Here is a 22483-nt window from a genome sequence, read left to right as displayed (position 1 = left end):
AGTGGCTCATGTCTGGACAGCAACACGATCACGCCTAATTTGAGCATATTAGATTACTACCGTTGCAAACCTGGAGTTGCCATGGCACCCCACGCTCCCCATCCCCGTCCGTTATCTTCCAGCGTTATACTCAGGTTTAATTTTTCGCCTTCCTTGCAGGCATCAAACGCACTTATCTGCAAATATTGCCATAAATGGGGTTGGAGTGAATCGAACACCTTTGTGTCATCAGATATCATTTTGCCATTGGATTTGATGACAAGACTTAACCCTTCTGCTGAGGGTCCGCGTAAAATTGGAAGAATGACCGATTGACAGCTGGTATCGAGAACATTGTAAGTTATTTTGCCAACGTTCTCGTCGGAAGAAACCCAAGTGCCGCTGATTTCGGACCCCTCATATGGGGCACCGATTGAAAGCACTGGCGGTATTCCTGGACTGGCCGTTGCTCCCGAATGTACGACCTCTGTTCGAAGCGGTGCGAGCTCGCCCGGTTGAATCAGAAAAGGTCCATTGGGTAAAGGCGGCAAATTTATGCGGCAAGGCGATTCGTCTTCACCAAAAATAGCCAATAGAGATATGGGGAAAGCTGTGTTGGCAGAAGTCATGTTTATGGGCACGGTAAACCCCCGATAGCTGTCGCTTAGGCCAACAGCTTTGACAACATCGGAACGAGGTTGAAGTGGGACCGTGTATCCCAGAACATTCTGACTGGAGTCGACGGCAACTATCCAACTCGGAGTTTGCCGTGCAGCATTTGTCACCCAGCCGACCGCCTGCCACGCCGAAGCAGAAAGGCGCTGGACTTTATCGACGTATTCAAGTTCACAAGCTTGGGCCGGTTTATCCGTCCATTGCTTCCAACTCGAGGCCGATAAATCCGGGCTCTCGGCGAATAGGTTCAGTTTGGCGTTACGCAGATAATCAATGGCCGGCCTTATTCGGCTTGGTGAGGGGTACAATTTCAGCAATTGCTCATCAAGACCCACACCGGAAGACAGAAAGTATCCAGCCTGGTTTGCTGCGTTGGCCTGACCTGCCCCTGCAATATTGCCGGGCCTGAAGCTGGTCCACGCCGCGACACCTAAAGCAAGAATAATCCACAATCCTGATCGAAGCTGACGATGTGACGGCCGGCGATCGGATATCACTGTCACTCGAAACAGTATCGCGAAGAGTGTCATCCACAAAACAAGCATGGGTGTCGAGTAGCGCGATGCCAGCGCTGCACCTGTGCCCAGCGCCGTTCTCCCCCAGGTTGCGCCAACAGCCGTTGCGAAGAGAAAACTAGCAAAGGCAAAAAGCCCTACCAAGGCTTCATCAAGTGGTCGTCTGCGCAGAAACGGCATCAGAATATGAAACAAAAATAGAATGCCGAAAGCGCCAAACAATATCACGCCACATATTGCGGCAAAAACCCCTCGACTACTGATGGGGCTTCCAAGCATGCCGAAGAAGAAAGACATGAGATTGCCAAGTGTCTTTAGTGCTGGATCTCCAACGGTAGGAGCACCTCTCGTCAGGGCGACGAGAGCACCAATGAACAACGCCGCAATGAATGCATACAGAACCGTTTTGACAGGCCGGTAGCGCCGCAGAACAAACAGGATGACGATGGAAACAGGCAATGCGATGCCGTTGCCCATTGAAAACACACCCAAACCTGTTGTGACGATCAAAACTGTGAACCACCAAGAGGGCGTGACTTGTTCACGATCGCTTATCTTCAATCCGATAAGACAGCTCATCAGCGTGAAGATCAGCACGAGATAAAATTGCGGCTGGAAACCCCAGAGCAAGTTTTCCCACTGGGCCAGCGAAAATCCGGATGCAGAGAAAAGCAGAAAGAAGGGATAGAAATACCGGCTCTCTTTGTCATTGATGAACAACAGCTTGGCCAAGAGCCAAGCAACACAAAATGTTGCAATTCCAATTGAAACAACGAGGGGACCATTCGTCAGGCTGAAAAAATAATAATCGAGGAAGAAAAGCAGCTTTGTTGTTGCGATGACATGCTCGTTATGCGCTTTAAAAAAATACTGGAGCGAGAGGGCGTCTTGCTTTGATTTTGCCAGGTCAATTGCAAATTCCCACTGATCCCAAAAAAGGGGGATCATATAGTTTTCACGTACGAATAAAATTGAATAAACTATGAGAACCAAGGAGAGTAAACAGACCAGCGCCAGAAATATAGCGTTCCTTGTGACCATTCTATACATTGATTATTGTCCATCCTTGCGAGCGAAAGTAAATGATTTATGCGCGAGGTAGCTGGTGATGACGGGGCTCAGGACGCCGATAATATGGGCCGTCGTGTCCGCGTTCCACGTGTAATTGATCAGGGGGAAAAACCAGCGGGCCAGACCGACGCTGACCAGCCACACCTGCAGGAGTGACACCAGATTCACCAGGCCAAATCGTATGTATTCCCGGCGCACGGAACTGCCCGACTGATCGAAGACGAACAGCTTCATCAATATATAGGCTGTTGTCATTCCGGCGAGGTAAGCCAGTACGATTGCCGCGCTGAACGGCATGATCTGCGACAGGGCAATGCGCGAGACAATATTCACCGCAGCGGCAATACCGCCCGAAATGACAAAACGTAGAAATGGCGAGGCGACGATGGCAGTCGCTCGTTCACGCATCAGACGACCGCCTCGGCCATGGCCCTGCCAAAACGGATGCTTTCCGACACACCCCGGTCTTCGGGATAGTAGAAGCAGGTATCGGCAATCTGCAGGCCAGAGATCGGTGTCTGAACCTCCGGCAGTTTTTCGTAAAAATTGGGCTCACACACCGGCTGGGCATACCGAAGACGGCCCACCGTTGCATCGATGAGATCGGTTTGGGTAATTGCCGGATTGATGCGCCGGATATAACCGAACGCCTCGTCGATGAACTGCTGGTCTGTCCACTGCCATTTCGGCTGGCTGGTCGGCATATAGTAGGGCACGTACACAATCGTGTCATCCACCGGACGCAGGTTCGAAAACTCGATGATACCGGGAATATCAATGTTCTCATCAACGATGTTGAGCCAGAAATTCTTCGTCACCGACCGTTTGAGCTTGAACAGCAGGCAGACAACGCCGATGTTGCGGATGGCGTCGTACCGGTCCCGCCAAGACTGCGGAAGATCGGGAGCAAGCCTGGACACCAACGGCGTCGGCACCGTGGAAATCACCGCATCGCCGGGAAAAAACCGCCCGCCTGCTGTCACACCGGTGACCCTCCCGTTCTCGGTTTCTATCTTTTCGGCCGGCGCTGCGAGATGCAGCCGGCCGCCCTTTGCTTCGAACGCGGATACCAGCGCCTTGACGAGGGTCTCGCTTCCTCCCTCGATATAGCCCAGTTCCTCCTGAAATATCGAACGGCGGGAATTGCCGATGCGCTTGATGCGCGTGGCGATCCAGGACGCGGAGATATCGTCCGACAGCTCGTAGAACTTGAGCTGCATCAACCGGCGCCAAAGCGTCTCATAGACCTCCTTGCCGGATCCGCGCTCAATCCATTGTTTGGCAGTCAATTTTTCAATGCTGTCGAAGACCTTTGCCTTCGTCGTCAAAAACATCTGCACACCAGTGCGCAACTTTGCAATGAAGCTCAGATGCGGGAACATCAGCAGTGAAATCGGGCTTCCCCAAGGATGGACCTTGTCTTTCATGTAATAGGCCATGGAGGTTGGCGTCCACCGCATCTTGCCGCCAATACCAAGCTCGTCCATCAAGGCGAAGGTCGGCTTGTCGGTCTTGCAGACGAAATGATAATATCTCTCGATCGACAACCCGCCAAAGTCAAAGTGCGCGGCCATGCCGCCCGGCTTGCTGTCCGCCTCGATCAAATCAACTTCATGACCAAGTGTTACGGCCCGGTGCGCCGCGGCAAGCCCCATCGGGCCAGCACCTATGACAATGATCCTGCTCATGTAAAATCCTCAGAAATCCAGAACGATGCCGGAATAGCGGGCATCAAGATATGTTTCTTCCAGCGCAGTGCGCAGCGGTGTTGCTTTGATGCCGAATATCTCCGGCCAATCGATCACCGGAAATGTTTCCGGTATGACCAGCGCTTCGAGCTGCCGGGTGGTGAACGGCGGATTGCTGTTGAACTTGCCATACACGAACAACAGCGCCCAGAACAGGTGATAGGGCAGATGAATGATCCTGGCTTTCGGCTTGACCGTGTCATGTATCAGTTGGATGAGATCGCCATAGTGAACCTGTTCCAGGCCCGATATGTCATAGGTTCCTGTCGCGCGACTGGCCAAACCTGACGCGATGATTGCGGCGAAATCGCCGACATAAAGTGGCTGACGGATAAACTTGCCATCACCGGGAATGGGAAAGATGGCGGTCCGGTCCATAAATCTGCGCAACCAGCCCAGATGTTTGCGATCAAACCAGCCAAACATCAGCGTCGGGCGCAATATCAGATGCGGAATATCGCCGACGGTATCGATGAATTTCTCCTGGGCCGTCTTGGAACGTGTGTAGAAATCATCGGCCTGCGAGTGCACGACCGAAGAAGAAATCTGCACGAAATACGGGGTATTGTGCTTTCGCATGGCCGCGACAATATTTTCAGTGGCCGTGACATTGTTGTCGGTGAATTCCTGTTCGTGGAGACCGCCAATCTGCGCCTGGTTGAGCACCAGGGCATCGGCACCAGCCAGCGCATCCATCCACGGGCCCGGTTTGGCAAGATCAGCCTCGATTGTCTCGATTTCCGGATGCATCCGCCGCAGCAAGGCGGTATTCGTCGGATGCTTGTCGATCCCTACGATCTTGATATCCGGATTCGTCTTCAGCCTGGCGATCAGATTCTGACCGACAAGTCCTGCTGCACCAGTTATGATAATCCGCCGTGTCATATGCTCATCCGATTGAAAATCACCGTCGGCAGATTGCGGATGATCAGCATGATCAAACGCCAGCGGCCGGGGGCGTAGAAAACTGGGCCAGTACGATCCGCGGCGCGACGCGCCACTCTGGCAATCTGTTCGGGAGTTGCCCACAGGGCGCCTTTGCGGTTCATACCCTCCGTCATGGGCGTAATGGTTGGCCCCGGTTTGACGATGGCAGCGCGCGGGCCGTTGCTGGCAAAGCGATGAGAGATACCTTCAACCAGTGTGGCAAGCCCAGCCTTGGCCGCGCCATAGACATAATTGGCGCGCCGCCCCCGATCGCCAGCCACGGACCCCAGAACGACAAGCGAACCCCTCGCCTGCGCCTCGAATATATCGGCGACAGCGAGGCACCAAGCGGCAACTGAATTGAAATTGACCTGCAATATCTCCTCGGCAACGTCCGTGGACTGCTCCGCCTCATCCTGCTCGCCCAGCACACCATAGGCGATAAGCACATGGTCCACGCCGCCGAGCGTCGCACAGAATTGCGCGAGCGCAGAACGTGCATCCTTTGGCGCTGCCAGATCACAAACGGCAGTCTCGGCGCGGGCGGCGCCCCGCACCTTCAAGTCAGCGGCGATGGCCTCGAGCTTGGCTTGTTGCCGCCCGACCAGCAACAGATCGGCACCTTCGCTTGCGTAGAGGCGAGCCGTCGCTTCGGCAATCGCCGACGTCGCTCCCAATATGATGACACGCACGAAATTATTCCTCTTCTTTACTCGCTTATCCGGCGCCAAAAGGCGGACGAGAATACTGGATCGACATGCTGTGCAAACGCTTCCCAAGCGGGATAGCCAGCGCGAAACATCGCTGCGGAAATGCGCCCGTCCTTGGCAGGGTACAGCCGCCCTCCAGCTTCGCGCACGATGTCATCGAGACGGCTCAGCAAATCAAGAGTCAACTGGCCACGGTTGGGAAAATCAAGGGCGAGCGTTGTACCAGCCTGTGGAAAGGACAGGAGGCCGGGCGATGTCTTCTCGCCGAACGTCTTGAGCACCGCAAGGAACGAGCCTTCGCCCGCTTTCGAGATGGCTTTGAGCATTTCCGTGGTTGCATCCCTTGCCACGACGGGCGGCACAACGGACTGGTATTGATACATCCCCCGGCGGCCGTATATCCTGTTCCAATGGCCGATGCTGTCCAGCGGGTAGAAATACGGCAGATAAGGGGTGGTCGCCTTGCCGGCCGCGCGACGGCCCCTGTAAAAATACAGGCTGTTGAACAGGCCGATTGACAGGTTGTTCAGGACAAACGACGGCATGGAAAAGGGTACGGTTAGTTTCGGTTTCCCCACCCTTGCCAGCTTTGTTCCTCCGGGTGCATGCCGTCCACGTGTGAACAACCCTCTCCCGAGAGCATTTCCCTTCGCCAGACAATCCACCCACGCCACCGTGTAATCGGCACTGTCTTCGCTCTCGGCGGCCACGGCAAAGAATTCGTCCACATTGGCAAAGGGCAGTGTTTCGACGTCCATGAGTGCACTGGGAATGCGCATCAGCTCAATTTCAGCCCATGTGATCAGTCCCGTCAGCCCGAGCCCGCCGATCGTCGCAGCGAACAATCCGGTTTGATCATCATCTCTCAGCTCGATCTCGGTGCCATCCGACCGAAGCAGCCCGATGCGACGCACCCATCTGCCTATCGTTCCAGCACGATGATGGTTCTTGCCATGCACGTCATTTGCAATGGCCCCGCCCAGGGTTACAAAGCGCGTCCCCGGGGTGACCGGCAAAAAAAACCCGCGCCGAACAAACAGATCGAGGATATCGGCAAAAGAGAGTCCGGCTTCCGCACGCAACAATCCCGTTGCCGGGTCAAACGAAATAATCCGGTCGAGCGCAGTCATGTCGACAATTGCCCCGCCGGGATTCAGTCCGCTGTCACCGTAAGAGCGGCCAAGGCCTATGGCGAGAAGACTCTGGCCAGCATCACGTGCCTCTGCAATGCTGCGGGGCAGTTGGTCCCGCCAATTCGGCTGGCTGACAAAATGCTGCCCCTGCAGGATTCCCCCCCAAGAGCGGATATCGTCTGTCGAGACAAATGATCTCATAGAGCGGCCACGAACAGCACCGCGACCAAAAAGCCGAGCAGGACACTGGGCTTGTCGCGCAGAGCGAAACTGACCGGATCGTCATTCATGCGCCCCCGATGCGCCAGCAGCCAAATCCGGCCAACCCAGATCGCAAGGAAAACGGGAATCCCACCGAGCAGATTCGGATGAGAATAAACCGAACCCGGAAGCATCTCCTCAACGATGAACAGGACCATGACCAGCAAAGACGCCACGGCGGAAGCTATGCCAAACGCCAGGGTTAGCGGTGCGTCCTCAAGCATATAGCCCCGGCTGGCGAGGCTGTGAGACCCCGTGGAGGCGGCGCGAATAATTTCAGTGTGGCGCTTGGCGACCGCCAGAGAGAAGAAGAAGAACACTGAAAAGGTCAAAAGCCATGCGGATGCGGGCAGCCGGAGCAGCGTGATCCCCATGATGAGACGGGTCGTAAACAAAATGCCGATGATCAGCGTATCGAGGATAGGCACGCGCTTGAGGCCAAAGGAGTATGCCAGTGTCAGCACCAGATAGCTTGCCAATGCGAGGGTAAAATAAGGCGTTAGCAGGAGAGAGCCGACAAATGCCGCGACGAGACCGATGCCGGCCATCGCCAGGCCGGCGGCAATCGGAAGCCGTCCGCTTGCCAGCGCACGGTTGCGCTTCGACCAATGCTGCCGATCGGCGCTGAGATCGGCCAGATCATTGAGAAGATAGGTTGAAGACGTGACGACCAGGAGACAGAAAAGACCCAGAACCGTATCGCGAAGGACGGCCATATCGCCCCAGGCATGCGCCAGAATGAGCGGAACGAAAATCAGAGCGTTCTTCGACCAATGATGCACGCGCAGGGCTTTGAGACTATCCTTCAAAGTCAGAGGATGGTTGCTGAACTCCGCTTCAATCGGCTTGCCCAGCTCACGCGCTGCCTTTGCCACGCCCGTGGAAACGCCTGCCAGGACTATTCCTGCGGCCAGTTTCCACACCGCCAAATCCGCCCTGCTGTCGCCGACATAGACAAAGCCATCGGGGAATGTACGCGCCAGATGCTCCGCCTTCACACGTCCCTTCAGATTTGCGGTATCGGAGCCGATGGCGCTCGAAAAAATGCCGATACGCCGCGAAATATTGTCCACCACGGCCTGATTTGCCGCAGAACAGAGATGAATTTCGCGGCCGGCGGCAGCTTGCTCGCGCAACCACTTCACAAGATCTTCGCGAAGCGGCAGGACCGTTGATGCCAGGTCGACCTTTGACGCCAAAGCAGCCTTCAAAGCAGCACGGCCGCGCAGCATGCTGGGAGCCGCATGAAGAAGCGTTGCTGGCTGCGTGAAAAGAGCTGCAACCACTTGTTCGTGCAGTGTGTCAGTCAGGATAAGCGTCTTATCCAGATCAACGACAATGGGATACCGCTTCAACTGGACACCGGCGTTCTCCGGAGTGACCTCTCCATTCAATTCGCGATATGCCAATTCCATAACGGGCTATAACTTTCCAAAGTGACGCTGAACTCATAGCCTTCTGGCACAAATGGCCTATGGCCACAAGTGCCAGCATCCCCATGCAGCCTGCATGAGATCGAGCGGATATTGGGCAAGCCATTGCCTCCTGAAGCCGCCTCGATCAATCAAACCGTTCGTGCTGGCCTCTCGGTCAAGTTCCGGAATCGAAGGTCGAAATCGCGCGCGATATCGGACAGTGTCACCTCGGCAAAACGCGACAGGAGCATTTGTTCCGCGGCATCGAAGGCATCCGTCAAAGCTGCATTGACCGATTGCTCCACGAGACAATCCGGATGGTCGATGGCTATGCCGATTGCAAACATTTCCGGGCGCCCCAGTGCCTGGTGCACGTCAAGCAGCGATATTTCCTCCAGCGGACGCGCCAGTATCCAGCCGCCGCCATGTCCCTTGTCGGAGCGGACATAACCGGCATTTCTTAAGCCCGCCATGGTTCGTCGCACCACAACCGGATTGGTGTTCAGCATCTTTGCGATGTTGTCCGATGTGATCGAACCGTCGTGCCGATCCATATGGATCAGAACGTGGAGCATTCTCGATAGGCGGCTGTCATGTCTCATACTGATCATTCTCCCCATCCAAGCATAGCACACGTAAATGATACGTAATAGAATAAGTTACATGACTATTGACGGCAATTTTCATGTAACTTATGCTGTTATTTAATACCAGTTCCGATGCGACCCGGCATCGGAAATATCTTGCCTCCCGCAATGAAGGAGCTTCCATGACATATGATGCCATTGTTATCGGCGGCAGTTTTGCCGGTCTTTCCGCCGCTATCCAGATTGCCCGCGCCCGCCGGCGCGTGCTCCTGATCGACGCGGGCTTGCCCCGAAACCGCTTCGCCGACGCATCGCATGGCTTTCTGGGCCAGGACGGCAGACGGCCCCAAGATATCATTGGCGACGCGCGGCGGCAGCTTTCCCTTTACCCGACAGTGGAGTTTATCGACAGCGAGGCTGTATCGGCCAGCAAAACCGATGGCGATTTTGCCGTTACACTGGCCGATGGCAGCGAAAAACGGGCCATGCGTCTCATTCTGGCAACCGGCGTGAAAGATGATCTGCCTGCAATCCCTGGCCTGCCGGAACGATGGGGGCAATCGGTTCTTCACTGCCCCTATTGCCACGGTTATGAAGTGGGCGGACAGGCACTGGGCGTCCTTGCCAATACACCCATGTCGGCACACCAGGCACTGCTGATATCGGATTGGGGGCCGACCACATACTTCACTCAAAATGCGTTTGAGCCGGATGCGGAACAGCTTTCCAATCTGGCGGTGAGGAATGTGCGGATCGAACGGACACCGGTTGCCGAGCTTCTGGGCAATGCGCCCCGGCTTGAGGCGGTCAGGCTCGCTGATGGCAGGGTTGTACCTGTCGACGCCGTATTCACCGCACCCAAAACCAGCATGGCCAGCCCGCTGGCGCAACAGCTCGGCTGTGCTTTCGATGACGGTCCGCTTGGCGCATTCATTCGTGTGGACGACTGGATGCAGACAACGGTCAAGGGCGTTTATGCGGCCGGCGACGCTGCCAGCCCCATGGCCAATGCAACGATGGCCGCAGCGGCTGGTGTCAAAGCAGGGGTTGGCGCACATCAGTCGCTCGTCTTTGCAGCATAAACGATGGACGCTTATTGCGCCTCAACACTGCGCCGGTTTCCGCTTGACTCGGCTGCGCGCGCAGACTCAACTAAGATGAGGAAACCGCTAAGATGGAGCGACGATCATGGATGCCGATGAAGCCATTGCACTGATCTCCGCGTCTGGCATCGAACTCACCGATCGCCGCCGAAATGCCCGCAATGACGGCTGGTCTTTGAGCTTTGCCAACGGGTCTATTGTCGATGTGAAGGACAGCGGTGTGCTGTCCGCATCCGGCAACGGAGCTGCCGAGGTGGCAAGGCTGCTTGACCTGCCAGGACAATCCTAGAGCTTTGCGGTTTAAACGAAGAAGGCTCTGACAGCCTGCAGCGTTATTGTTCGGGCTGGCTGTAACCGTCGGTCAGCGTACCGAGAAAGCTGATGACATCCTGGATCTCGTCAGGCGTGAGAGCCGGTGCTTCCCCGGCATGCCGGTCGAAGGGCGGGTCCATGTTCACATTGGCTTTGGCGGCCTGTGGCAGGTCATCATATTTATCAACGCTGCCATCAGGCTTGTGCGAATACCAACGCTCTGGTCTGGTTTCCCGCTCGACATAAAATTCCACGGCTTGCTGCAGGGAGTGAAAGACGCCGTTGTGAAAGAATGTCTTTCGAAGTGCCACATTGCGCAGTGTGGGCGTGCGGAAAAGACCGCAATAGTCTGTGCGATTCAGGAAGTCCGTCCGCAACGGGCCACAAAGGCCCAGATCGACGTAGTGAGAATCCTTGTTTGCTGGGATCTCGGGATTGCGCGGCGCACCCAAGGCAATCAAACCGTAATCGGTGAATTGCGGCGGTGTTCCGTCATTGCCGCGCTGGCTTACATGGCATGATGCGCAATTGCCCTTAGCGGGTGCATTGAAGAGGTCCAAGCCCCGGGCTTCCTGCGGGGTCAGCACGGCTTTTCCGGCGAGCACCGCATCGTACTTGCTCGTATAGGGGTAAAAGGTGCCGTAATCCTGTTCGAACACCTCCAGCGCCTTGAGGGCGGTATTGACCAGCACAGATGTGTCCGGCGTGCCTTGTACACCGGCGATGGCGGCAATCCGGGCACCGTAGTCTGCTGCGATCAGCCGCCGGGCAATGTCCTCATCGCTTTTGTTACCCATTTCAAAATCGGAAAACAGCGGTATTTTGGCTTGTTGCTGGCCGCGATCGACCCGGCCATCCCATGTCAGCCCGCCGGTCGGGCCATTGTCGATGCTTTCGTCCGCATCATCTTCCGATTCAAAAAAGTGTTCGGTGAACGGCGGGACAGCCTGCAAATATTTGAGCGATGGCACCGCCCTCACCCCAGGCTGCTGCAGATCGCCGCCGCCAAGCTGAACGGCAAGGTCACTGGCGGCGGCAAAGCCGTGGGCCGGATCATGGCAGGACGCACAGGAGAGCTTGCCGGAGCCTGACAAGGCAGGATCGAAAAACAAGGCCTGACCGAGCGCTCCGAGCGCTTTCACCTGCTGGCGCACCTGCGCGCGCGATGGTTCCGGCGCAGCTCTGCCTGAACGTTCCGTAACCGCACTGTGCGCTGCCGCGGCAGCGCCAATCGTCGCGACGATGCAAAGGATCACCGTCCGGTGCTTTGTGCTTGTGTATCCAAGAGGCTTTATGATTAGCTTCCTCCGTCAGATCCCCGGGCACGTTTGGACGGCTTGGGGATATGGTGGAGTAAACTTGAAAAGTTATCAACATATAGCCGACAAGGAGACTGCCAGCATGCGGATAAATATGATTGCGACCGCTTCGGTGATCGGTGCCGCCATTGGCGGGCTCTCTCCCGCGTTGGCGGCCGGCTACAATGATCGTCATCCCAACGCTCTGAACCTGATCGACACAGTGGTGGTGATCTACGCAGAAAACCGCAGCTTTGATAATCTTTATGGCAGTTTCCCCGGAGCAGATGGCCTGCAAGGGGTTTCGGATGCAGCGCTTATCCAGCTTGACCGCGACAATACCCCCTTGCGCGAATTGCCGCCTGTTTGGGGCGGATTGACCGCAAAGGGCGTTACACCACCGGTCACGCAGGCAGAAACCGAGCATCTGGCAAATCACCCCTACCGGGTCGACGATCCCCAGGGGTTCAACCTCCCCCTCGGCACAATCACCCACGATTTGTGGCACCGGTTCTATCAGAACCAGATGCAGATCGATGGCGGCAAGAACGACAAGTTCGTCGCCTATGCCGATTCCGGCGCGATGGTCATGGGGCTTTGGGACGGCTCGAAGACGGCGATGTGGAAGGTCGCGCAAAAATATACGCTCGCCGATGAATTTTTCATGGGCGGCTTTGGCGGCTCGTTCTTCAATCACCAATGGCTGATATGCGCTTGCGCGCCCTATTACGCCCATGCCGACACCAGCCCGGCGAAACCATCGGTCGCGGTGGTGGACCCGGATGGGGTCTCATTGACGCTCGCTGCCAATTCGCCCAAATCCGCGATTGACGGCATCCCCAAATTTGCCGGCGATGGCAATCTCACCCCGGACTTCTACGCCGTCAACACCATGCAACCGCCCTATCAACCGAGCGGCAATACGCCTGCAAAGAATGCCGATGCGGCGACCGCGGACCCTGCAAACCCGACAACCCTCCCGCCGCAGACCGAACCGACCATCGGCGATATGCTCAGCCTGAAGCATATCAGCTGGGCCTGGTATGGTGGCGCGTGGCAGGATGTGCTGGACCACGGCAATAAAACGCCGGTTCCCAATTTTCAGTACCATCATCAGCCGTTCAACTATTACGCGAATTTTGCGCCGGGGACAGCGGCACGCACCGAGCATCTGCTCGATGGCGGCCTGGCCGGTTCCCAATTCATCAAGGCAATCGATACGGGCACACTGCCGCAAGTTGCCTTCTACAAACCGCAGGGTGATTTGAACGAACACTCCGGCTATGCGGATATCGAGGCGGGCGATGCGCACATTGCCGATATCATCGCTCATCTGGAAAAAAGCCCGCAATGGCCGCACATGCTGGTCATCGTCACCTATGATGAAAATGGCGGCATATGGGACCACGCCGCACCGCCGAAAGGCGACCGCTGGGGACCGGGCAGCCGGATCCCGGCCATCATTGTCTCGCCGTTCGCCCGCCGTGGTTTCGTTGATCACACGCCAATGGATACAACCTCGATTCTACGCTTCCTGACCAAGCGTTTCGAACTGCCGACATTACACGGGATCACGGTTCGTGATGATGCGGTGGCCTCCTACAATCAGCCGCCGTTGGGCGACCTGACCAGTGCACTCGACATGACAAAGAGCCAGTAGAATCCCGTAAAGAGGCTCAGGCCTGCTGGCTCATGCTGTATTTTATCTGACGCATCTGGGTGATGACACGCTCCATCTCCTCGTCTGACAGGATCGGCGGTTCGCCCAAAGTGAGCGCCTGGACATAGATGCGCGACAGGGTTTCGACTTCGATGGCAAGCCAAAGGGCGGATTCAAGCGTAACACCCAGCGATATCTGACCATGCTGGCTGAGCAGGCACGCCAGTCTGTCCTCCAGCGCGACGATCGCATTGTCGGACAGCGCCTGGGTTCCAAAGGTGGCATAGGGGGCGCAGCGGATCGTCGTTCCCCCGGCAATTCCGGTCATGTAATGGAAACTCGGGATTGCCTTGTTATGGCACGCGAGCGTTGTCGCATAGACCGAGTGACAATGCAGAACGACATTGATATCGGAACGCTTCTGCAGGATGTCCCGGTGAAAGCGCCATTCGGACGATGGCGGCCGGCCCACATAACTGCCATCGAAATGCATCTCGACGAGATCGTCCGGCTGCATGGTCTCATAGGGCAAGGACGACGGTGTCACCAGAAATCCGCGTTCCGTGCGCACGGAGAGATTTCCCGACGTTCCCTGATTGATGCCGCTCGAGTTCATTGAGCGGCACGTCGCCACCATTTCCCGGCGAAGGTCGATGGTATCTTGTACTGGTGTGGTCATTCACGCATCTTCCCGCTGCTCAGGGTCCCTCGACGGATTTATCACCGCCTGCTCTGCGGAAACAAGGCGCTTAGACCTTCCGCCGAGGCTTGGGCAACGCCCCGTTCGGTAATCAGCCCGGTTATGAGACGTGCCGGGGTCACATCGAAAGCCGGATTGGCGGTCGGGCTGCCCGTCGGTGAAATCTGTACGGAGGCGATTTTACCGTCGGCTGCCAGCCCCTGCACATGGGACACTTCCGCACCGGCGCGTTCTTCGATCGGAATCTCGCTGATCCCGTCATGAACAGTCCAATCAATGGTCGGAGAAGGCAAGGCCACATAGAAGGGAACATTGTTGTCCTTGGCTGCCAGGGCCTTCAGATAGGTGCCGATCTTGTTGCACACATCGCCGTTGGCCGTCGTCCGGTCGGTGCCGACAATAACCATGTCCACCTGACCATGCTGCATCAAATGTCCACCTGCATTGTCGACGATCAGCGTATGCGGCACACCGTGTCCGTTCAACTCCCATGCCGTCAGTTGCGCGCCCTGGTTGCGCGGACGTGTCTCGTCAACATAGACATGAACGTTGATCCCCTCCTCCGCCGCAACATAGATAGGAGCGGTTGCAGTGCCGTAATCGACGGTTGCGAGCCAGCCTGCATTGCAATGGGTGAGAATATTGACCGGCTCGCCCGGCTTTTTCCTTGCGGCAATATCGCGAATGATTTCGAGGCCGTGCAGGCCGATCTGACGATTGAGCTGTACGTCTTCCTCGGCAATGTCAGCCGCCCGGCGATAGGCGGCCGCCATGCGGTCCTTCTGCGGTAGCGGCAGCAGATACTGGCGCATCGTATCGAGCGCCCAGCGAAGATTGATCGCCGTTGGCCGGGTTTCATGCAGCTTGTCCCAGACATCGTGCAGCGCGGCATCGGAAGGATCATCCGCCATGGCGATCGCAACGCCATAGGCAGCCGTCACCCCGATCAACGGTGCGCCGCGCACCCACATATCGCGGATGGCAATGGCGATATCATCGACCGTTTTCAGCGTCACCACTTTGAATTCGTGAGGCAGCCAGCGCTGATCGATAATATCGACCGAGCGACGATCATTATTGAGCCAGATGGTGTGATAGTGACGGTCTGCGACTTTCACAGGGTAATCTCCTTTTCAAGCCGTTCAACCAAACCATTGACTTCAGCCAAACTATGGATATGGCGCCGGTTGCAGGCCAGATGACGGCCGAACTTAAGCGCTTTGGTTTCGCACCGCGCTCTCAGGTCCGGATCCTCGATCAGTTCAAAATCAGCGTTGTGGGCAAGGCCGAGAATGCGCCGGTGCATTTCAATTCCGGCGAACCCCAGCATGTCCTGCCAGATATCATGCAGCACTTCGTCGAGTGCCTGTTCGGCGCCGAGGCTGTCATCCTGATCTTCGAACAAGGCGCGTTGATACAGGATGCCGCTGCGTTCGGTACGCCAGAGGTGGGAGAATTCGGAACGGAATGTTTCCCAAATCGTCACGACAGCCTCAAGCAGGTAACCGCGCATATCGCGACGGTTGTCATCCCGTTCGTGACCTTGCTGCGCCAGATAATTCATCCAGAAATTGGCAAGCAGCATACCGACATCAAAGGCGATGGGCCCGTAAAACGCGAATTCCGGATCGATGACCCGCGTCTCGCCAGGCGTGACCATCACCGACCCGGTGTGCAGGTCGCCGTGCAGCAGGGCCTCGGCCTTCGTGGCGAACAGATGCTTGAGCCGCTGCGCTTCCACCTTGAGGTCACGGTCGGCACGCAATGCAGCGACAAGCCCGTCCAGCTGCGGCGCGGTATGCCTGTTCAACGGGGCGTTGAAATAGGGATCCGAAAAAACCAGGCTCTCGGTGATGTCGCAGAGTTCGACATTGTCGGCGAAGAGCGCGACATCAGCTTTGCGCGCCGCCGCTTTCATGGAAAAATCCGAGCCACGGAACAGGGTACGGGCGAGAAACTGGCCGAGGTCACGGGCCGCATTGGGATATTGATTGCCTTCAATCAGCCCTCGCCGCAAAATAATATGGGGCGCCAGGAATTCCATAACGATGATGGCCTGCTCACCGTCGAAATGGAAAACTTCAGGCACCCTGCCCGGATCGCGGGCCGCCTGTCGTGTCAATGCGTGGTATTCGAAGAATGAGCGTTTCAACGGCAATGGCCAGCTCTCGCCGACCAGCCGCACATAGGGCAGCGCCTGTTTGACAATTGCACTGCCCGCGCTGCCTTCAACAATGAAAACCAGGTTCAAATTGCCGTCGCCGACTTCGCGGACCTTCCAACTACCCCAGTCTTCACCGAGCCGTTGCAGCAGCATGGTATTTTGACCGAGCCGAAGCGGCAGCGTCTCCACATTCAGGGCCTCAAACACAGGCATTTCGATATTCCTCCCTGCAGACAAGAACCATTTCTCAGCTTTTGTGCCCTTGCCATCCATTTGTTAAGACAGCAAACTGGCAAATGTCAATGGCCTTGACATTTGATGATGCGGCGTCCTAGCATACTCGCAAGGGGAGGAGCAGATGGTCGAGGAAACCGTCTTCCGTATTGAAAATTTGCGCAAATCATTTGGCTCAATCCAGGTACTGGATGGGATCGATCTGGAATTGCGCGCAGGAACTGTCACAATCCTGATGGGTGCCAATGGCGCTGGCAAATCCACGCTCGTCCGGATCATCAGCGGTGTATATGCGCGAACGTCGGGATCAATCAGCCTTGATGGCAGGGAGTTCTCGCCGGCATCGCCCGCAGAAGCCATACGGGCAGGCGTTGTCACGGTTCACCAGAATATCAATGACGGCGTTGTGGCCGATCTGGATGTTGCAACAAACCTGACGCTGGATCGATTGAACGGGCGCGGGGCACGGGCAATTTTCAACCCGCGGCGCGTACGGCGGGAAGCTGCTGTCGTTGCCGAGCGCATGGGGCTGCAGATCGATCTTGGTGCGACTGTCGCCGATCTGCCGCTGGCGGAACGGCAGATGGTCGCCATTGCCCGGGCCATGGCGCACGAGCCGAAGGTGCTCATTCTCGATGAACCGACATCGTCCCTGTCGAGCGTGGAAGCAGAACGGCTGTTTGAGGTGATCGACCGTTTGCGCGCCCGTGGCGTGGCGATCCTGTATATTTCCCACCGCATGTCCGATATACGCCGGCTCGCCGACATTATTGTGACGTTGCGCGACGGCCGGATCAGCGGTGTTTTTGATGGCCCCGAGCTGGACTATGGCGGCGCGGTCAACGCCATGCTCGGTCAAAAGATCAGCCTCGGCAACGTCGTCACCAGAGAGGCCAGCGCACCGGTTCTGCAGATCGAGAACCTGTGTATCGCACCGGGAAGCCGGCCATTCTCGCTCACGCTGGGCGACGGCGAGATCGTCGCTGTCACAGGTCTCGTCGGCGTCGGCAAGACGGCCTTTGCCGAGACGCTTTTCGGCGTCCGAAGGCCGATATCGGGCAGCATGCGTCTGGACGGCCGCCCCTATGCGCCCTGCACAACCGGACAGGCCATCAATCAGGGTGTTTTCCTTGTCGCCAAGGACCGCGCAGACAGCGGTATCGTGCCGGATTTCAACATATACGAGAATATCAGCCTGCCCTTTCTCAAACGCAGCAGCTTCTTTTCGGTTTCCAACCGTCGGCGGGAAAGGAACAGGGCGCGCGCGCAGATCGCGTCGCTTGGTGTCGTCTGCCGCACCGAGCGGGACGAAATGGACACGCTGTCCGGCGGCAACCAGCAGAAAGTCATGGTTGCCCGCTGGTTGAGCGAGGCATCTCGCATGCTCATCCTCGATGAACCGTTTCAGGGCGTCGATATCGCTGCAAGACGGGATATCGGCTCGAAGCTTCGCGCCTCCGCCGATGGGCGTGCAACCCTGGTCTTCCTGACCGAGATCGACGAAGCCTTCGAGATTGCGGACCGGATTGTCGTCATGTCGGAACACACCCTTGTCGGCGAGCATCGCAACGCCGATGTCAACATCGATAAGCTGCTGGCTGAAATCGCCGGCCAGCACAGAATGGTCATTTGAATGAATACCAATACACCACCAACCTCCGCTGTTGCCCCCGTTTCAAAGCAGGGAATGAAAAACAGCACTCTGCCTGTCCGCGATCTGGCAATCAAATACGGTTTTCTGTCCCTGCTTGCGGGTCTGATCATCTATTTCTGCATCGTGACCAACGGATTTGCATCGCCGCAAAGCGCGGTGTTCATTCTCCAGTCCGTCTCAATCACCGGCATATTGGCACTTGGCGTGACGGCAACGCTGGTCGTTGGCGGTTTCGACCTTTCCATCGGATCGGTGGCGACCACCGCCATGATGGCATCGTCCTATGTCATGGTGGTGATGGGCGGAGACGCCCTGACCGCGACGCTCGTCTGTCTTGCCATCGGCGTCATCGTTGGGCTGATCAATGGCATATTGATTGTCTATATGCGGGTCCCTGATCTCCTCGCGACCCTGGGCATGATGTTTCTGCTGGTCGGGCTTCAGCGCATACCAACCGAAGGACGCTCCATCGCCACGGGAATGACCTTGCCGGACGGCAGCGTTGCCAATGGCACGTTCAGCCCGGTTTTCCTTGCGCTTGGCCGTCATCGCTTTGATTTCATCCTGCCAAATCTCCTGCCCGTCTCGGTCGTCGTGCTGATCGTTCTGGCCGTGCTGATCTGGTTTTTTCTCGAATACACCCGCTTCGGGCGCATGATGTATGCCGTGGGCTCGAATGAGCGCGCGGCCGAACTCGCCGGCGCACCGGTCAAGGCGTACAAGATCAGCGCCTATATCATATCGGGCGTTTTTGCTTCCGTTGGCGGCATACTGCTTGCTGCGCGTCTTGGCCGGGGCGATATCGCTTCGGGCAATAATCTGCTGCTGGATTCCGTCGCCGCGGCACTGATCGGCTTTGCCGTGCTGGGCGCGGCAAAGCCCAATGCATTCGGCACCGGCATCGGTGCACTCTTTGTCGGTGTGCTGTTGCAGGGACTGACCATGATGAACGCCCCCTATTATACGCAGGATTTCGTCAAGGGTGCAGTGCTGGTGGTTGCGCTGGTGTTTACATTTGCACTCTCCAAAAGAGGCAAGCGCTGAGCGGGCCGGTGCCCCGAGGCGATAGGGACAAACATAAAAAATCAAAAATGGAGGAAATGAAATGAAGGTGACGCGGAGAGTTTTTGCCAAGCTGGGGTTCGGCTTGCTTGGTGCAACCATGTTGGGCGGGACGGCATTTGCCGATGGCATGCCTGCTCCGTTCGACAATCCCGGCAAGGTCAAGATTGCACTGGTGCGATATCTTTCGACGGGTGACTTCTTCCAGTCCTATCTCTCCGGGGTCGAGGCCCAGGCAAAGGCGATTGGCGTGGATCTTCGTGTACTGGACAGTCGGCAGGATGCCGCCTTGCAGTCCGACATGGTCGACCAGGCGATTGCGCTTGGTGTCAACGGTATCATCATCCAGCACGGTTTGACGGAGTCCATGAAGGACGCGGCACAACGCGCGGTCGATGCGGGGATCAAGGTGGTTGCGTTCGATGTGAATGTCGCCAACGACAAGATACCGCAGATCGAACAATCCGATCGCGATCTTGCCCGGCTGGCTCTTGAACAGGCCGTCAAGGACAATGGCGAAAGCTGGAAAGCCGGTTATGTCTATGTCGCGGGGATTGCGCCTCTCGACCGCCGCGACGAGACCTGGAAGGAATTCAAGAAGAAATATTCCGGCATCCATGAAGCTGCGATGTTCGGAACGATGGACAATCCAATTGCCAATTCGGTAGCCAATCAAGCCCGCTCGGTCATCTCCGCCAATCCCGATATCACCGTCATGTTTGCACCCTATGACGAGTTCGCCAAGGGCGTGAAGATTGCCGTTGACGAAGCCGGACTTTCCTCCAGCGTCAAAATCTATTCGGCGGATATTTCAACCTCGGACATTGCGGCCATGCGTGAGCCGGGCAGCGCATGGACGGCCACAGCCGCGACCAATCCGGCCGTCGTCGGCCAGGTTTCGGTGCGTGCGCTGGCCATGTTGCTTGCCGGGCAGAATCCCGGTCACAATGTCATTGTACCCCCGACACTGATCACGCAAAGCCAGCTTAACAGCGCCGATATCAAAAACATGGAAGAACTGGCGGCCAAACTGCCGCAATTCGCCCACGCGGATGTCGCGGTGCCGGCATGGATGCCGCTTCCCAAGGGCAAATAACAAACGTAAAAGGCGGCCCGAAAGGCCGCCTTTTTGTTGTGCACCGATGCTCTCTGATCAGCGCAGAGCCGCTGCGATATTCCCGCCATCAACGGTCGTCACATCGGCTGTTGTCCGCTCCGCCAGTGCATGGTGCAAAAACGCCTGAGCCACGTCATCGGCGGTGACTTCCAGCCCGAGCAAATTGCCCGCCATGTATTCCTCGGTCGAAAGTCCGCGGGACGCTGAACGGTTCGCAATCATCTCGTCGTTCAACAGGCCGGACCGGATGCGGTCTGCATTGACTGCGTTGGAGCGTATGCCGTCCGCACCATGTTCCAGGGCATACTGGCGCGACAGGAAGAGGGTCGCAGCCTTGGGCAGGCCATAGGCACCAAATTTGGCACCCGGATTGACCGCCTGCTTGCTCGCATTGAACAGAAGGGCGCCGCCGGTCCGCTGTTGTTTCATGATGCGTACGGCACATTGCGCCACGGTCTGGTGCGCAAAAAAGTTGAGTTCGAAACTCCTGCGCAGCAAATCATCGTCAAGGGTTGCGATCGGGCTTTCCCATGCGGCTCCCGCATTGGAAACAACGATATCAACGCCGCCATAGGCAGCAATGACAGCTTCGAACGCCGCACGGACGGACACGGGATCTGTCACATCGCAGGCCAGACCGATGGAATCATTGCCAGCGGCCTGGGCGACGGCCTCTGCCTTTGCCGCATCGAGATCGAGCACGGCGACGTGGGCGCCCTGCTGGGCGAACAGCTTGGCCGTTGCGGCCCCGATGGCGCCCGCTCCACCCGTCACCAGGGCCACCTGGCCCGTGAGCGGCTTTGCCTTCGCGCTGGCAAGCTTGGCCTGCTCCAGCGACCAGTATTCCAGATCAAACAAATCAGGCCGGCTCACCGGTTCAAACTGCCCGATCGATTCCGCATCCCGCGCCGCTTCGATCCACATCTCCCCGACATCCGCGGCAATTCTGGCGTCCTTGAGCGTGCGGCCGTGTCCGAACATGCCGAGACCCGGCACCAGCGTCAGCCGGGGCATTGGATCGAGCATGATCCGCTTTCCGCTGCTGCGCTGATCATTCGTTTTGAAATAGTCGGTATAATCCGCGACATAGGCCGCAACGGAACGTTCCACCGCCACCTTGAACGCATCAAGATCACCGCTGTCGGGTGCCGGCAGCACCATCGGGCCAGTCTTGATGCGTATGGATAAATCGGGGGTCGACACGCCGCGCTGCGCCATCTCGTGAACGGCAGTCGCATTGACAAACTCGAGGATCGCCGGCGACGAGCGGAATTCGCTGACCATGCGATCAAACTTGCCTTCGCCCCGATTGACGGCAACGGCGCCGCGCACGATAGCAGCGATATCACCGGGTTTGGCGAGTGTTTCCGGCAACGCCGCCGGTGTGAAGGGATTCCGTCCCTTGTCGCGGACATAGGTCTCCGCCAGCGAGACATAATGGATCATGCGATCGTAGGCTTCCCGAGCCGTCGCCCCAAACGTGAAAATGCCGTGCTTGTCGAGAATGAGACCATCAACGGTGGAATCCGCATCAAAAACTGCGGCGGCCCGCTTTGCCAGATCAAAACCGGGCATCACATAGGGCACAAAGCCCATTTTGCTGCCAAAGATTTTCTCGCTGAGGGTCCTGCTCTCTGCCTGGTCAGCGATGGCGAGAATTGCGGTGGAGTGGGTGTGATCCACAAATTTGTGTGGGATGAAGGCATGCAGCAGCGCTTCCACTGACGGGTTTGGCGAAGCCGGATCAATCAGATTTGCCCGTTGCAGGGTGACCATATCCTCGTCCGATAATTTGCTCAGTTTGCGGGCCTTGAGCAGGGGGGCGATCTTGACGGCTGGCAGGCCGGCCGGCTCGATAACACCCATGTCCCAGCCGCTCCCCTTCACGCAGAGCACATCCCACTCGTCACCGATCAGATCCTTGACCGTGGTTTTGACGGAGGTGTTTCCGCCGCCATGCAACACCAGCTGCGGCACGCTTCCAAGAAGCCGCGTGGTATAGGTTCTCAATGCGAGATCGCGGTTGATACCCTTGGCGGCATAGGCCACCGCCATGTCTTCCGCCTCTTTGTCATTCCACAAATTTTTCATGCGAACTCCTCCCGTCCGGCAAATGGGCCTGCTGCCTGACAACCGGTCAGGCGATCCGCCAATGTTT

The 22483-nt window shown here is 57.1% G+C and carries 19 protein-coding genes; 6 read left to right on the top strand and 13 right to left on the bottom strand.

What is annotated here, in order from left to right:
* Positions 1–56 precede the first annotated feature (56 nt).
* The 8 genes from C5750_RS16190 to C5750_RS16155 form a co-directional block, all read right to left on the bottom strand.
* Positions 57–2117: a hypothetical protein gene (locus C5750_RS16190; protein ID WP_105734937.1), complete on the bottom strand. Its 2061-nt coding sequence runs from the start codon at positions 2115–2117 to the stop codon at positions 57–59.
* A gap of 105 nt (positions 2118–2222) precedes the next feature.
* A complete protein-coding gene (locus tag C5750_RS16185) occupies positions 2223–2648 on the bottom strand; it encodes a GtrA family protein (RefSeq protein WP_105734936.1) in 426 nt (141 codons plus the stop codon).
* A complete protein-coding gene (locus tag C5750_RS16180; RefSeq protein WP_105734935.1) occupies positions 2648–3928 on the bottom strand; it encodes an NAD(P)/FAD-dependent oxidoreductase in 1281 nt (426 codons plus the stop codon). Before C5750_RS16180 ends, C5750_RS16185 begins: the two co-directional genes overlap by 1 nt.
* Before the next feature lie 9 nt (positions 3929–3937).
* On the bottom strand, positions 3938–4873 hold the full coding sequence (locus C5750_RS16175; RefSeq protein ID WP_105734934.1) for an NAD-dependent epimerase/dehydratase family protein: 936 nt from the start codon (positions 4871–4873) through the stop codon (positions 3938–3940).
* On the bottom strand, positions 4870–5607 hold the full coding sequence (locus C5750_RS16170) for an SDR family NAD(P)-dependent oxidoreductase (protein WP_105734933.1): 738 nt from the start codon (positions 5605–5607) through the stop codon (positions 4870–4872). Before C5750_RS16170 ends, C5750_RS16175 begins: the two co-directional genes overlap by 4 nt.
* A gap of 17 nt (positions 5608–5624) precedes the next feature.
* A complete protein-coding gene (locus C5750_RS16165) occupies positions 5625–6959 on the bottom strand; it encodes an FAD-binding oxidoreductase (RefSeq protein ID WP_105734932.1) in 1335 nt (444 codons plus the stop codon).
* Positions 6956–8434: a UbiA family prenyltransferase gene (locus C5750_RS16160; RefSeq protein WP_105734931.1), complete on the bottom strand. Its 1479-nt coding sequence runs from the start codon at positions 8432–8434 to the stop codon at positions 6956–6958. The genes C5750_RS16165 and C5750_RS16160 overlap by 4 nt, the downstream gene beginning before the upstream one ends.
* A 149-nt stretch (positions 8435–8583) precedes the next feature.
* Complete coding sequence (locus C5750_RS16155; RefSeq protein ID WP_105734930.1) at positions 8584–9036, bottom strand: Rrf2 family transcriptional regulator; 453 nt, start codon at positions 9034–9036, stop codon at positions 8584–8586.
* A gap of 167 nt (positions 9037–9203) precedes the next feature.
* Here C5750_RS16155 and C5750_RS16150 point away from each other — a divergent pair, with 167 nt between their 5' ends.
* Both C5750_RS16150 and C5750_RS16145 read left to right on the top strand, forming a co-directional pair.
* On the top strand, positions 9204–10103 hold the full coding sequence (locus C5750_RS16150; RefSeq protein ID WP_105734929.1) for an NAD(P)/FAD-dependent oxidoreductase: 900 nt from the start codon (positions 9204–9206) through the stop codon (positions 10101–10103).
* A 106-nt stretch (positions 10104–10209) separates the two neighbouring features.
* On the top strand, positions 10210–10413 hold the full coding sequence (locus C5750_RS16145) for a hypothetical protein (RefSeq protein ID WP_105734928.1): 204 nt from the start codon (positions 10210–10212) through the stop codon (positions 10411–10413).
* 43 nt (positions 10414–10456) lie between these two features.
* On the opposite strand, the gene C5750_RS16140 is transcribed toward C5750_RS16145, so the two are convergent.
* The gene (locus C5750_RS16140) at positions 10457–11692 is read right to left on the bottom strand and encodes a cytochrome-c peroxidase (protein ID WP_105734927.1); all 1236 of its coding nucleotides are present in this window, start codon (positions 11690–11692) and stop codon (positions 10457–10459) included.
* Positions 11693–11837: 145 nt separating this feature from the next.
* Here C5750_RS16140 and C5750_RS16135 point away from each other — a divergent pair, with 145 nt between their 5' ends.
* Positions 11838–13394: an acid phosphatase gene (locus C5750_RS16135; RefSeq protein WP_105734926.1), complete on the top strand. Its 1557-nt coding sequence runs from the start codon at positions 11838–11840 to the stop codon at positions 13392–13394.
* A 16-nt stretch (positions 13395–13410) separates the two neighbouring features.
* Here C5750_RS16135 and C5750_RS16130 read toward each other — a convergent pair whose 3' ends face one another.
* Genes C5750_RS16130 through mtnK form a run of 3 tightly spaced genes read right to left on the bottom strand, consistent with a single transcriptional unit; the run spans position 13411 to position 16471 of the window.
* Positions 13411–14073 (bottom strand): class II aldolase/adducin family protein, encoded by a 663-nt coding sequence (locus tag C5750_RS16130; RefSeq protein WP_105734925.1) that lies wholly within the window; start codon positions 14071–14073, stop codon positions 13411–13413.
* A 41-nt stretch (positions 14074–14114) separates the two neighbouring features.
* Positions 14115–15212 carry an S-methyl-5-thioribose-1-phosphate isomerase gene (gene mtnA / locus C5750_RS16125; RefSeq protein ID WP_105734924.1) on the bottom strand — a complete coding sequence of 366 codons (1098 nt, stop codon included), beginning with the start codon at positions 15210–15212 and terminating at the stop codon, positions 14115–14117.
* Positions 15209–16471, bottom strand: a complete 1263-nt coding sequence (gene mtnK / locus C5750_RS16120; RefSeq protein ID WP_425350473.1) for an S-methyl-5-thioribose kinase — start codon at positions 16469–16471, stop codon at positions 15209–15211. Before mtnK ends, mtnA begins: the two co-directional genes overlap by 4 nt.
* Before the next feature lie 145 nt (positions 16472–16616).
* Between mtnK and C5750_RS16115 the strand changes: the two genes are divergently transcribed.
* The 3 genes from C5750_RS16115 to C5750_RS16105 all read left to right on the top strand — a co-directional run bounded on the left by C5750_RS16115 (position 16617) and on the right by C5750_RS16105 (position 20304).
* Complete coding sequence (locus C5750_RS16115) at positions 16617–18125, top strand: sugar ABC transporter ATP-binding protein (protein ID WP_105734922.1); 1509 nt, start codon at positions 16617–16619, stop codon at positions 18123–18125.
* Between the two features lie 54 nt (positions 18126–18179).
* A complete protein-coding gene (locus C5750_RS16110) occupies positions 18180–19190 on the top strand; it encodes an ABC transporter permease (protein ID WP_105734921.1) in 1011 nt (336 codons plus the stop codon).
* Positions 19191–19251: 61 nt separating this feature from the next.
* Positions 19252–20304 carry a substrate-binding domain-containing protein gene (locus tag C5750_RS16105; RefSeq protein ID WP_105734920.1) on the top strand — a complete coding sequence of 351 codons (1053 nt, stop codon included), beginning with the start codon at positions 19252–19254 and terminating at the stop codon, positions 20302–20304.
* Between the two features lie 57 nt (positions 20305–20361).
* Here C5750_RS16105 and C5750_RS16100 read toward each other — a convergent pair whose 3' ends face one another.
* Complete coding sequence (locus C5750_RS16100) at positions 20362–22416, bottom strand: bifunctional aldolase/short-chain dehydrogenase (RefSeq protein ID WP_105734919.1); 2055 nt, start codon at positions 22414–22416, stop codon at positions 20362–20364.
* Between the last annotated feature and the right edge of the window lie 67 nt (positions 22417–22483).

The sequence above is a fragment of the Phyllobacterium myrsinacearum genome (genome assembly GCF_002980555.1).
GTDB classification, from domain to species: domain Bacteria; phylum Pseudomonadota; class Alphaproteobacteria; order Rhizobiales; family Rhizobiaceae; genus Phyllobacterium; species Phyllobacterium myrsinacearum.
This window is presented reverse-complemented; position numbering and strand designations above follow the sequence as displayed.